The sequence below is a fragment of the Kitasatospora sp. NPDC047058 genome (assembly GCF_040643935.1).
GTDB lineage: Bacteria > Actinomycetota > Actinomycetes > Streptomycetales > Streptomycetaceae > Kitasatospora.
Genome location: NZ_JBEYVJ010000064.1, coordinates 20,623 through 32,262, shown reverse-complemented (window position 1 = coordinate 32,262; position 11,640 = coordinate 20,623). Strand labels below are relative to the sequence as shown.

Sequence of the window (11,640 nt, the reverse complement as noted above, 5' to 3'; positions counted from 1 at the left end):
AACAAGACGCTCTTCCTATCTCGGCCGGCAGCACGCCCCCGGCCGCGGTCCAGCCCTCCGGAGCCGCGGCGTCCCCGACCGGCCGGGCCCCGGCCACCACGCCCGGTGCCGCGCCCGCCGCGGGGGACGCGGCGGCCTGGGCGAAGTGGAACCTCAAGCCGCTGCCGGCCGCCCCCGCTGCCCCGGCCGACAAGCCGGTCAAGCTCGAACGGACCGGTCCGGTACCGGTGTTCAGCGACGTGAAGACCGCCGACAAGGTCGTCTTCATCACCATCGACGACGGCGCCGAGAAGGACCCGAAGTTCGTCGAGATGCTGACCGACCTCAAGGTGCCGGTCTCGATGTTCCTGACCCGGGACATCGTCAAGGACAACTACGGCTACTTCAAGCCGCTCCAGGCGCTCGGCAACCACGTCCAGAACCACACCGTGGACCACCCGGTGATGAGCAAGATCGCGCCGGAGAAGCAGAAGTCCGAGATCTGTGACGCCCAGTCGGCGCTCACCCAGCAGTACGGCGCCGCGCCGCTGCTGTTCCGCCCGCCGTTCGGGGACGGCGCCAACACCCCGGCCCTGAACGGCTCGGTGCAGCAGTGCGGGCCGCGCGCGATCGTGCTCTGGCGCGAGTCGATGCAGATCCACGACATGCAGTACCAGGCGGCGGACAAGAAGCTGAAGCCCGGTGACATCATCCTCGCCCACTTCCGCGGCCCGAAGGAGCTCAAGGGCGCGACGATGACCCAGATGTTCGGCGACCTGCTGGCCCGGATCCAGGAGCAGGGCTTCGCGGTGGCCCGACTGGAGGACTACATCCAGGCGCCCGCGTCCTGACGGCGCGTCCCCGGGCCCGGGCGGCCCGTCCTAGGAGGCCTGTACGGGCTGCCCGAGCATCATCAGCGGCCCGTGGTCGGTGCGGCTGAGGATCACCGTGACGGTGTTCGGGCCGCTCGGCTTCAGCTGGCGGCGCAGCTCCTCCGGGGTGATCGCCATCCCGCGCTTCTTGATCACCACCGTGCCGACGCCGCGCTCGCGCAGCAGCGCCTTCAGCTTCTTGATGTGGAACGGCAGCACGTCGGTGAGCTCGAAGGCGTGCGCGTACGGGGTCGCGACCAGCTCGTCCGAGGTCAGGTAGGCGATCTTCGGGTCGATCAGCCGGCCGTTCACCTGCCCGGCGACCTCGGCGACCAGGTGGGCCCGGATCACCGCGCCGTCCGGCTCGTACAGGTAGCGGCCGACCGGGCCGGCCGGAGGGTCGGGCAGGTCGCCGCCGGTGAGGCTGGCCTGCGCGGGGAGCAGGGTGGCCCGGTGCGGGCGGTCGGCGCGGGCGCCGAACCAGAGCACCGCCTCCTTGACGTCGCCGTGGTCGGAGACCCACTCGGCCTCGGCGTCCGCCGGGACCGCCTCGTGCGGGATGCCCGGGGCGACCTTCAGCGCGCCGACGGGAGTGCGCCGCCCGGTCTCGATCGCCCAGGAGAGCGGCGGGGCGTACGCCTCGGGGTCGAACACCCGGCCGCGCGAGGTCCGGCGGGCCGGGTCGGTGAAGACCGCGTCGAAGCCGGTGACGTCCACCTCGGCGACGTCCGCGCAGCGCACCTCGACCAGCTCGGCCAGGCCCAGCGCGGCGGCGTTGGCGGCGGTGGCCGCGCAGGCGGCCGGGTCCCTGTCGACGGCCAGCACCTCGATGCCGGCCCGGGCCAGCGCCAGCACGTCCCCGCCGATCCCGCAGCAGAGGTCGGCCAGCCGCTTCACGCCCAGGTCCGCGAAGCGCCGGGCGCGCCACTCGGCGACGCTGCGGCGGGTGGACTGCTCGACCCCGTTGGGCGTGAAGTACATGAGGTCGGCGTCCGCGCCGAACTTGGCCCGCGCCCGCTGCCGCAGCCGCGCCTGCCCGAACGCCGCCGACACCAGCTCCGCGGGGTGCTCCCGCCGCAGCCGGGTGGCCAGCGCCAGCTCGTCCTCGGGCGCGAACTCGCGCAGTTCGGCGAGCAGGGACTGCCCCCGGGGGGTCAGCAGGGGCTGCAGGTTCTCGGTGTCCACGGGGTCATTCTCGCCGCTCACAGCCCGGGGAGGCCCGCGCAGCCCCAGACCGGCAGCACGAAGGGCGCCACCCCGGCGGCGACCGCCAGGTACTCGTACCCGGCCCGCCAGCCGCGGACGACGACGGCGACGGGCACCCCGTAGCCGATCACGAGGGCGGACAGCCCGCCGGCCCACAGGATCTGGTCCGTGCTGCCGCCCGCGGCCTCGGCGGCGGCCCCGGCGGCCCAGAAGGCGGCGAGCGGGAGGGCTCCCAGCACCGGCAGGAGCAGCAGCGCGAGCAGGGCGTCCTTCGGCCGGGACGGGCCGATGCGCACCGGAGTGTGGGTCATGGAACGAGTCTGCGGCGCGCTCTCGGACCGCACATGAGTACGGCTACTCATCCCGTGCACGCCCCGCCCCCCGGAAACGGCGGGCGCGTCGTTGGCACTCTGGTTGACTGAGTGCTAACCGCGGCCTATGGTCGTCCTTGGCACTCTCCCCATGGTGAGTGCTAACGCGATGACGCGTGTCTGACCCCCGCGACGGCAGGCCCGCAGGTTCGCCACCTACCCGTTAGAAAACCCCGTAATCTCCGAAGGGGAGCTCGGACGTGACCACCAGCAGCAAGGTTGCCATCAAGCCGCTCGAGGACCGCATCGTGGTCCAGCCGCTCGACGCCGAGACCACCACGGCCTCCGGCCTGGTTATCCCGGACACCGCCAAGGAGAAGCCCCAGGAGGGCGTCGTCCTGGCCGTCGGCCCGGGCCGCTTCGAGGACGGCCAGCGTCTGCCGCTCGACGTCGCCGTCGGTGACATCGTCCTGTACTCGAAGTACGGCGGCACCGAGGTGAAGTACCAGGGCGAGGAGTACCTCGTCCTCTCGGCCCGCGACGTCCTCGCGATCATCGAGAAGTAAGACGTTCCAGCCCGCCCCGGATCCGTGTCCCAAGTGACAGGGGCCCGGGGCGTGGTTGTTGGTTCACGTAGTCGAGCGGCCATCCTGACGGCCGCAGCCCCGAGGGAATAGGGAACATGGCGAAGATCCTGCAGTTCGACGAGGACGCCCGCCGCTCGCTGGAGCGCGGTGTCAACAAGCTGGCCGACACCGTCAAGGTGACCATCGGCCCCAAGGGCCGCAACGTCGTCATCGACAAGAAGTTCGGCGCCCCGACCATCACCAACGACGGTGTCACCATCGCCCGTGAGGTCGAGCTGGACGACCCGTACGAGAACCTTGGCGCGCAGCTCGTCAAGGAGGTCGCCACCAAGACCAACGACGTCGCGGGTGACGGCACCACCACCGCCACCGTGCTGGCCCAGGCCCTGGTCAACGAGGGTCTGCGCAACGTCGCCGCCGGTGCCGGCCCGGCCGCCCTGAAGAAGGGCATCGACAAGGCCGTCGCCGCCGTCTCCGAGCACCTGCTGTCCGTCGCCCGCGAGATCGAGGGCAAGGACGACGTCGCCGCCGTCGCGTCCCTCTCCGCGCAGGACACCCAGGTCGGCGAGCTGATCGCCGAGGCGATCGACAAGGTCGGCAAGGACGGTGTCATCACCGTCGAGGAGTCCAACACCTTCGGCGTGGAGCTGGACTTCACCGAGGGCATGCAGTTCGACAAGGGCTACCTGTCGCCGTACTTCGTCACCGACGCGGAGCGGCAGGAGGCGGTCCTGGAGGACCCGTACATCCTGATCAACCAGGGCAAGATCTCCTCCATCCAGGAGCTCCTGCCGCTGCTGGAGAAGATCCTGCAGGGCGGCGCCACCAAGCCGCTGCTGATCATCGCCGAGGACGTCGACGGCGAGGCGCTGTCCACCCTCGTGGTGAACAAGATCCGCGGCACCTTCAACGCGGTCGCGGTCAAGGCCCCGGGCTTCGGTGACCGCCGCAAGGCGATCCTGGGCGACCTGGCCACCCTGACCGGCGGCACGGTCATCTCCGAGGAGGTCGGCCTCAAGCTCGACCAGGCCGGTCTGGACGTGCTGGGCACCGCCCGCCGCGTGACCATCACCAAGGACGAGACCACCATCGTCGAGGGTGCGGGCGACACCGAGGCCGTGGCCGGCCGCGTGGCCCAGATCAAGGGCGAGATCGCCAACACCGACTCCGACTGGGACCGCGAGAAGCTGCAGGAGCGCCTGGCCAAGCTGGCCGGCGGCGTCTGCGTCATCAAGGTCGGCGCCGCCACCGAGGTGGAGCTGAAGGAGCGCAAGCACCGCCTGGAGGACGCCATCTCGGCGACCCGCGCCGCGGTCGAGGAGGGCATCGTCGCCGGTGGTGGCGCCTCCCTGGTCCACGCCGCCAAGGTGCTGGACGGCGGCCTGGGCCTGTCGGGCGACGAGGCGACCGGTGTCGCGGTCGTCCGCAAGGCGCTGCACGAGCCGCTGCGCTGGATCGCCCAGAACGCCGGCCTGGAGGGCTACGTCATCACCTCCAAGGTCTCCGAGCTGGAGGCCGGCCAGGGCTACAACGCCGCCACCGGCGAGTACGGCGACCTGGTCAAGGCCGGCGTCATCGACCCGGTCAAGGTGACCCGCTCCGCGCTGGAGAACGCCGCCTCGATCGCCTCCCTGCTGCTCACCACCGAGACCCTCGTGGTGGAGAAGAAGGAGGAGGAGGCCGACAACGGTCACTCGCACGGCGGTCACGGCCACTCGCACTGACGCCCCTTGCGTCCGCCGGCCCGCCCGGCAGCCGGAGGCCCGGCCCGCACCCCACGGGGTGCGGGCCGGGCCTTCCGGTGTTCCGCGGCAGTTCGGCGTACGCTGCTGGTGGGAGTCCAGTTATCAGCAGAATTTTGCGGACGGCAAAGCTTGCCTTATAACTGAGGCATGATCGAGGCCCGCCATCTGCGCGTCCTGCGTGCCGTCGCCCGCACCGGCTCCTTCTCCGCGGCCGCCCGCGAGCTGGGCTGCACGCAGCCCGCCATCAGCCAGCAGATGAAGGCCCTGGAGAAGTCCGTGGACACCCCGCTGGTGGTCCGCTCGGGGCGCGGCATGCAGCTGAGCGAGGCCGGTCGGGTCCTGCTCAAGCACGCCACCGGCATCCTGGCCGGCCTCTCGGCCGCCGAGGAGGAGGTGGCGGCGATCGCCGGGCTGCGGGCCGGGCGGGTGCGGCTGGTCTCCTTCCCCACCGCCAGTTCCACCCTGGTGCCGCCCGCCGTCGCCCGGCTGCGGGACAGCCATCCGGGGGTGCGCGTGTCGCTGGTCGAGGCGGAGCCGCCGGAGTCGCTGGCGATGCTGCGCGGCGGCGAGTGCGAGGTCGCGCTGGCCTTCCGCTACCCGCAGGCCCCCGGCGGCGCGCCGGCGGCGCCCTCGCCCGCCCACGGCACCCCGCGCGAGGCGCGGGCCGAGGCGAACCTGGAGGCGCAGCAGCTCAGCGCCGGCGCCGACTGGTCCGACCTGGTGGTCACCCCGCTGCTGGACGACCCGCTGGTGGGCCTGCTGCCCGCCGCGCACCCGCTGGCCGGGCGGGCCGGCGGGGACGGCGGGAACGGCGGGGGCAGCCCGGTGGAGCTGGCCGAGCTGGCCGGGGAGCAGTGGATCGCCGGCTGCCCGCAGTGCCGGGGCCACCTGGTGGAGCTGTGCGCGGGGGCGGGCTTCGAGCCCCGGATCGACTTCGCGACCGACGACTACCCGGCGGTGGTCGGCCTGGTGGCGGCCGGGCTCGGGGTGGCGGTGCTGCCGGGTCTGGCGCTGGAGTCGGTGCGCCCTGACGGCGTGTCGGCGGTGCCGTTGCGGACCGCGTCGGGGGTGCCGGCGGTGCGGCAGGTGGTCGCCCTGACCCTGCCGGACCTGGCCGAGGTGCCGGCCGTGTCGCTGATGCTGGAGCGGCTGGCGGGTGCGGCCGCCGGGCGCTGACCCCGGTTCACCCGGGCGGGCGCCCTGAAGCGCCGCGAAGAAACGTTTCTCCACGGCGTGGCCCGGGTGGATTGTTAGCGCTGCAGCCCCGTCGGCGCGGTCAGCGGAACCTCCACCAGGCGGTTGCGCGAGCGGCCCATCATCTCCTCGCGCTCGTCCTCGGTCAGGCCGCCCCAGACGCCGTAAGGCTCCCGGACCGCCAGCGCGTGCGCGGCGCACTCGGTGCGTACCGGGCATCGCATGCAGACCTCCTTGGCGCTGGCCTCGCGCGAACTTCGCGCGGCCCCGCGCTCGCCCTCGGGGTGGAAGAAGAGCGAGCTGTCCACGCCGCGGCAGGCCGCGGAGAGCTGCCAGTCCCAGAGGTCGGCGTTGGGGCCGGGGAGGCGGGAGAAATCTGCCATGGCTCATTCCCTTCAGAGGCTCGTCGGCCGGCGGCCGGCCGCCAGCGGACTGGGCGGCACGGCGGGGCTTCGATGCGCTGGTGTGGACACCTGGAAATATGACTTAAGGCAACTCCATGGACAAGTCACCCACAGAGTGGCACAACAGTCAATGACCATACGAAAGCTATAAAAACGGGCAAAGTGGGCATGGACTCCGGCGGGCGCAGACGTGGCAATCGGGTGGCCGACGGGCGCGCGGCGCTCCGGACCGGTGTGCGGGTCGTACGCCGACCGCGCGCGAGCTGCACAAAAGTGCGGCGTGTGCACCGCGATGCGGCTGATCGGTAACGGGTCGGCCACGTACAGTGGTGGAGATGGCCCTGAAGGCCGTAACTCATTCGAGTGACGGTCGTTGGAAGTGCGGAGGCGGTTAGCGGGCGCCGGACGTCGGGAACGATCGCGGGGAAGTTCAGGCGATCGGCACCGGGTCCGTCGCCAATCGGCCGTGTCGGAGAGATTCGTACCAGCCAGGAGGCTCAACGTGACGCGGATCAGCTGCGGAGGACGACGGTCATGACTTCCGTTCTCGTTTGCGACGATTCCCCGCTCGCCCGCGAGGCGCTTCGCCGCGCGGTCGCGACCGTACCCGGCGTCGACCGGGTCACCACCGCGACGAACGGGGAGGAGGTCCTCCGCCGCTGGGTGGCCGACCGCTCCGATCTCGTTCTGATGGACGTCCGGATGCCCGGCCTCGGCGGGGTCGAGACCGTCCGGCGGTTGCTGTCCGCCGACCCGGGCGCGCGGATCATCATGCTCACCGTCGCCGAGGACCTCGACGGCGTCGCCCTCGCGGTGGCCGCCGGCGCCCGCGGGTACCTGCACAAGGACGCCTCGCGCGCCGAGCTCCGGGCCACCGTCACCCAGGCCCTCGCCGACCCGACCTGGCGGCTCGCCCCGCGCCGGCTGCGCAGCCCCGACATGGGGGCCGCGCCGACGCTGACGGCGCGTGAGATCCAGGTGCTGGAGGGCATGAGCCACGGCCGCAGCAACGCCGAGATCGGCCGCGAGCTGTTCCTCTCCGAGGACACCGTCAAGACCCACGCCCGGCGGCTGTTCAAGAAGCTCGGCGCCTCGGACCGCGCGCACGCGGTGGCCCTGGGCTTCCGGTGGGGCCTGGTCCGCTGACCGCCGGCGGCTCCGCCGGCCGCGGCGGGCTGCTCGCGATTCCTCCCGTCGGGGCGTGTGACGTTACGGTCCCGAGGTTGCACCATGGAGTGGTGGAGCACCTCGGGGACCAGCGGACAGGCACTGCGGCGAACCACGCAGCCGCAGGACACTCGGCGGACGGCGCGACGGACGGGACCACCACCGACAGCGGCGGGGCGGGAGGCGGCACGGTGCAGGAGGGGCCGGTGGTGCGCGCCGGCGCGGCGCGCGGCGCCGCACCGCATAACGTTCCGGTGCACAACTCCGGACGCGGTGCCGCGTTTTCCCGCTCGACCAGGCACCATGGACCGATGCGCGACGACGTGGCCGGTACTGCCGGCGAGGCGGACCCGGTGGAGGCCGAGCCCTCCGGCCCGGGTCACGATCCGTCGTACGCGGATCCCGGCGACGGCGGGCCGGACCACGGCGACCACGCAGCCGGTGCGGACGCGGCCGCCCGACGGGCGGCCGGCGGCGGGATCGGCCCCGACCGGGCACCGGTGCTGGGCACCGGCGGCTCCCCGCTGGTCGGCGAGCTGGTCGCGGCCGCCGTGCGCGGCGAGGGCCCGGCGATCGACGCGCTGCTCGCCTACGTCCACCCGCTGGCCCTGCGCTACTGCCGCGGCCGGCTGGTCCGGCTGCCCGGCGGCGCCCGGCACCACGTCGACGACGTCGCCCAGGAGGTCTGCGTGGCGGTGCTCTGCGCGCTGCCGCGCTACCGGGACCAGGGTCGGCCGTTCGAGGCCTTCGTCTACGGCATCGCCGCCCACAAGATCGCCGACCTGCAGCGCGCCGCGATGCGCGGGCCGGGCTCGACGGTGATCCCGCCGGACGACATGCCGGAGGTGCCGGACGAGGCGCTCGGCCCGGAGGAGCGGGCGCTGCTCAGCAGCGACGCCGCCTGGGCCAAGGAGCTGCTCTCCAACCTGCCGGCCCGTCAACGCGAGCTGGTGCTGCTGCGGGTGGCCGCCGGGCTGTCGGCGGAGGAGACCGGCGAGGTGCTGGGGATGTCTCCCGGTGCCGTGCGGGTCGCCCAGCACCGCGCGCTCAGCCGGCTGCGGGCCCTCGCGGAGGAGTCCTCCTGACCGCTGCCCGGCCGGAATGAGCCACGGGTGCCGGGTGTTGTCAAGGGCACACGAGGACACATTCGCGGTGCCAGTACCATGGGGTATCGGCGCCTGGGCGGGTTGCCAAAGTTTCGGCGGTGCGAGCGGGGTTCCCCTGGAGGTTCCTCCAACGGCACCGGGCTTTCGGCGGCCTGAGCGAGTGAGCGATGACAGCGCCCCCACCCTCAGGGCGCGAGCGGAATAGGCCGGCCACGGAAGGTACCCCCGAAATGCCCATTAACACTGGCGTCAACGCCGCAGGCGTACCCGAGAAGTTCGCGATGCTCGGGCTCACGTACGACGACGTGCTGCTGCTGCCCGGGGCCTCCGAGGTGCTGCCGAACCAGGTCGACACCTCCTCGCGGGTCTCCCGGAACGTGCGCGTCAACATCCCGCTGCTCTCCGCGGCGATGGACAAGGTCACCGAGTCGCGGATGGCCATCGCGATGGCCCGCCAGGGCGGCGTCGGCGTGCTGCACCGCAACCTGTCGGTCGAGGACCAGGCCAACCAGGTCGACCTGGTGAAGCGCTCGGAGTCCGGCATGGTCACCGACCCGATCACGGTCGGCCCGGAGACCACCCTGGCCGAGGCCGACGCGCTCTGCGCCAAGTTCCGGATCAGCGGCGTGCCGATCGCGGACGGGGCGGGCAAGCTGCTCGGCATCGTCACCAACCGCGACATGGCCTTCGAGTCGGACCGCAGCCGCCAGGTCCGCGAGATCATGACCCCGATGCCGCTGATCACCGGCAAGGTCGGCATCTCCGGCGAGGACGCCATGGCGCTGCTCCGCCGCCACAAGATCGAGAAGCTGCCGCTGGTCGACGACGAGGGCCGGATCAAGGGCCTGATCACCGTCAAGGACTTCGTCAAGGCCGAGAAGTACCCGAACGCCGCCAAGGACGCCGAGGGCCGTCTGCTGGTCGGCGCCGCCGTGGGCGCCAGCGCCGAGGCGTTCGACCGGGCCCAGGCCCTGGTCGAGGCGGGCGTCGACTTCCTGGTCGTGGACACCTCGCACGGGCACAGCCACAACGCGCTGGCCTGGATCGCGAAGATCAAGTCGGCCGTCCGGGTCGACGTGGTCGGCGGCAACGTCGCCACCCGTGACGGCGCCCAGGCGCTGATCGACGCCGGCGTGGACGGCGTCAAGGTCGGCGTCGGCCCCGGCTCCATCTGCACCACCCGCGTGGTCGCCGGCATCGGCGTCCCGCAGGTCACCGCGATCTACGAGGCCGCCCAGGCCTGCCAGGCGGCCGGCGTGCCGGTCATCGGCGACGGTGGCCTGCAGTACTCCGGCGACATCGGCAAGGCGCTCGCCGCCGGTGCCGACACCGTGATGCTGGGCTCGCTGCTGGCCGGCTGCGAGGAGTCCCCGGGCGAGCTGCTGTTCATCAACGGCAAGCAGTTCAAGTCCTACCGCGGCATGGGCTCGCTGGGCGCGATGCAGACCCGCGGCCAGGCGCGCTCCTTCTCCAAGGACCGCTACTTCCAGGGCGAGGTCACCTCCGACGAGAAGCTGATCGCCGAGGGCATCGAGGGCCAGGTGCCCTACCGCGGCCCGCTGGCGGCCGTGCTGTTCCAGCTGGTCGGCGGTCTGCGCCAGACCATGGGCTACGTCGGTGCCGCCACCATCGCCGAGATGGAGAGCAAGGGCCGCTTCGTCCGGATCACCTCCGCCGGTCTGAAGGAGAGCCACCCGCACGACATCCAGATGACCGTCGAGGCTCCGAACTACACCAGCCGCGGCTGACCGCACGCTCCGCGGAGGCCCGTCACCCCCCCCGGGGTGGCGGGCCTCCGTGCGTGTCCGCACCCCGGGCCGTCGGGGCGTCGGACGGGGTGGTGCGGGATACTGGGGGGCGGCCGGGGTGACCCGGCGGGCATGAGCAACAAACCAGAAGGGCTCGAAGTGACTGAGATCGAGATCGGGCGAGGCAAGCGCGGCCGCCGGGCGTACGCCTTCGACGACATCGCCGTCGTCCCCAGCCGCCGTACGCGTGACCCGAAGGAGGTCTCGATCGCCTGGCAGATCGACGCCTACCGCTTCGAGCTGCCGTTCCTGGCCGCCCCGATGGACAGCGTGGTCTCGCCGCAGCAGGCCATCGCGATCGGCCGCCTCGGCGGCCTGGGCGTGCTGAACCTGGAAGGCCTCTGGACCCGCTACGAGGACCCGCAGCCGCTGCTGGACGAGATCGCCTCGATCACCGACGAGGCCGCCGCCACCCGCCGGCTGCAGGAGATCTACTCCGCTCCGATCAAGGCCGAGCTGATCAAGCAGCGGATCCAGGAGGTCCGCGACTCCGGCGTGGTCACCGCCGCCGCGCTCTCCCCGCAGCGCACCGCCGAGTTCTCCAAGGCCGTCGTGGACGCCGGCGTCGACGTCTTCGTCATCCGCGGCACCACCGTCTCGGCCGAGCACGTCTCCAGCGGCGCCGAGCCGCTCAACCTCAAGCAGTTCATCTACGAGCTGGACGTCCCGGTGATCGTCGGCGGCTGCGCCACCTACACCGCCGCGCTGCACCTGATGCGCACCGGTGCAGCCGGCGTGCTGGTCGGCTTCGGCGGCGGCGCCGCCCACACCACCCGCAACGTGCTCGGCATCCAGGTGCCGATGGCCACCGCCGTCGCCGACGTGGCCGCCGCCCGCCGCGACTACATGGACGAGTCCGGCGGCCGCTACGTGCACGTGATCGCGGACGGCGGCGTCGGCTACAGCGGCGACATCCCGAAGGCCGTCGCCTGCGGCGCCGACGCGGTGATGATCGGTGCCGCGCTGGCCCGCGCCACCGACGCGCCCGGCAAGGGCTTCCACTGGGGCATGGAGGCCGTGCACGAGGAGCTGCCGCGCGGCAAGCGGGTGGACCTCGGCACCGTCGGCACCACCGAGGAGATCCTCACCGGCCCGTCGCACACCCCCGACGGCACCATGAACCTGTTCGGCGCGCTGCGCCGCGCGATGGCCACCACCGGCTACACGGAGCTCAAGGAGTTCCAGCGGGTCGAGGTGACCGTCAACCCGGCGCTCCGCCACCGCTGAGCCGGCTGACCCTGCGCCAGCGCCCCCGTCGGAC

General features: G+C 72.4%; 11 protein-coding genes. 8 read left to right on the top strand and 3 right to left on the bottom strand.

Features of this window, described 5'->3' with window-relative positions:
* The coding region (locus tag ABZ885_RS13180; protein WP_360187136.1) for a polysaccharide deacetylase family protein at positions 1-830 on the top strand (830 nt) is incomplete at its 5' end.
* A 30-nt stretch (positions 831-860) separates the two neighbouring features.
* On the opposite strand, the gene ABZ885_RS13175 is transcribed toward ABZ885_RS13180, so the two are convergent.
* Complete coding sequence (locus tag ABZ885_RS13175; RefSeq protein WP_360187134.1) at positions 861-2,036, bottom strand: class I SAM-dependent methyltransferase; 1,176 nt, start codon at positions 2,034-2,036, stop codon at positions 861-863.
* 17 nt (positions 2,037-2,053) lie between these two features.
* Positions 2,054-2,368, bottom strand: coding sequence for a hypothetical protein (locus ABZ885_RS13170; protein WP_360187132.1), 315 nt, complete (start codon positions 2,366-2,368; stop codon positions 2,054-2,056).
* A gap of 260 nt (positions 2,369-2,628) precedes the next feature.
* On the opposite strand from ABZ885_RS13170, the gene groES reads away from it, so the two are divergent.
* The 3 genes from groES (at position 2,629) to ABZ885_RS13155 (ending at position 5,876) form a co-directional block, all read left to right on the top strand.
* Positions 2,629-2,934 (top strand): co-chaperone GroES, encoded by a 306-nt coding sequence (groES, locus tag ABZ885_RS13165; RefSeq protein WP_014136232.1) that lies wholly within the window; start codon positions 2,629-2,631, stop codon positions 2,932-2,934.
* A 116-nt stretch (positions 2,935-3,050) separates the two neighbouring features.
* Positions 3,051-4,679: a chaperonin GroEL gene (gene groL, locus ABZ885_RS13160; RefSeq protein ID WP_360187130.1), complete on the top strand. Its 1,629-nt coding sequence runs from the start codon at positions 3,051-3,053 to the stop codon at positions 4,677-4,679.
* A 168-nt stretch (positions 4,680-4,847) separates the two neighbouring features.
* On the top strand, positions 4,848-5,876 hold the full coding sequence (locus ABZ885_RS13155; RefSeq protein WP_360187128.1) for a LysR family transcriptional regulator: 1,029 nt from the start codon (positions 4,848-4,850) through the stop codon (positions 5,874-5,876).
* Positions 5,877-5,950: 74 nt separating this feature from the next.
* Here ABZ885_RS13155 and ABZ885_RS13150 read toward each other — a convergent pair whose 3' ends face one another.
* Positions 5,951-6,277 carry a WhiB family transcriptional regulator gene (locus ABZ885_RS13150; protein WP_360187126.1) on the bottom strand — a complete coding sequence of 109 codons (327 nt, stop codon included), beginning with the start codon at positions 6,275-6,277 and terminating at the stop codon, positions 5,951-5,953.
* Positions 6,278-6,832: 555 nt separating this feature from the next.
* Between ABZ885_RS13150 and ABZ885_RS13145 the strand changes: the two genes are divergently transcribed.
* The 4 genes from ABZ885_RS13145 (at position 6,833) to ABZ885_RS13130 (ending at position 11,606) form a co-directional block, all read left to right on the top strand.
* Complete coding sequence (locus ABZ885_RS13145) at positions 6,833-7,444, top strand: response regulator transcription factor (RefSeq protein ID WP_014136228.1); 612 nt, start codon at positions 6,833-6,835, stop codon at positions 7,442-7,444.
* Positions 7,445-7,968: 524 nt separating this feature from the next.
* Positions 7,969-8,550 (top strand): RNA polymerase sigma factor ShbA, encoded by a 582-nt coding sequence (shbA, locus tag ABZ885_RS13140; RefSeq protein ID WP_360187139.1) that lies wholly within the window; start codon positions 7,969-7,971, stop codon positions 8,548-8,550.
* Positions 8,551-8,801: 251 nt separating this feature from the next.
* The gene (gene guaB, locus ABZ885_RS13135) at positions 8,802-10,319 is read left to right on the top strand and encodes an IMP dehydrogenase (RefSeq protein WP_360187124.1); all 1,518 of its coding nucleotides are present in this window, start codon (positions 8,802-8,804) and stop codon (positions 10,317-10,319) included.
* Positions 10,320-10,478: 159 nt separating this feature from the next.
* Positions 10,479-11,606, top strand: coding sequence for a GuaB3 family IMP dehydrogenase-related protein (locus ABZ885_RS13130; RefSeq protein ID WP_360187123.1), 1,128 nt, complete (start codon positions 10,479-10,481; stop codon positions 11,604-11,606).
* Positions 11,607-11,640: the final 34 nt, after the last annotated feature.

Excerpts from the sequence above, each read along its gene's own strand:
- ABZ885_RS13145 (WP_014136228.1), top strand. The coding sequence starts at position 6,833 with ATGACTTCCGTTCTCGTTTGCGACGATTCCCCGCTCGCCCGCGAGGCG.
- ABZ885_RS13170 (WP_360187132.1), bottom strand. The coding sequence starts at position 2,368 with ATGACCCACACTCCGGTGCGCATCGGCCCGTCCCGGCCGAAGGACGCC.
- groL (WP_360187130.1), top strand. The coding sequence starts at position 3,051 with ATGGCGAAGATCCTGCAGTTCGACGAGGACGCCCGCCGCTCGCTGGAG.
- ABZ885_RS13155 (WP_360187128.1), top strand. The coding sequence starts at position 4,848 with ATGATCGAGGCCCGCCATCTGCGCGTCCTGCGTGCCGTCGCCCGCACC.
- guaB (WP_360187124.1), top strand. The coding sequence starts at position 8,802 with ATGCCCATTAACACTGGCGTCAACGCCGCAGGCGTACCCGAGAAGTTC.
- ABZ885_RS13150 (WP_360187126.1), bottom strand. The coding sequence starts at position 6,277 with ATGGCAGATTTCTCCCGCCTCCCCGGCCCCAACGCCGACCTCTGGGAC.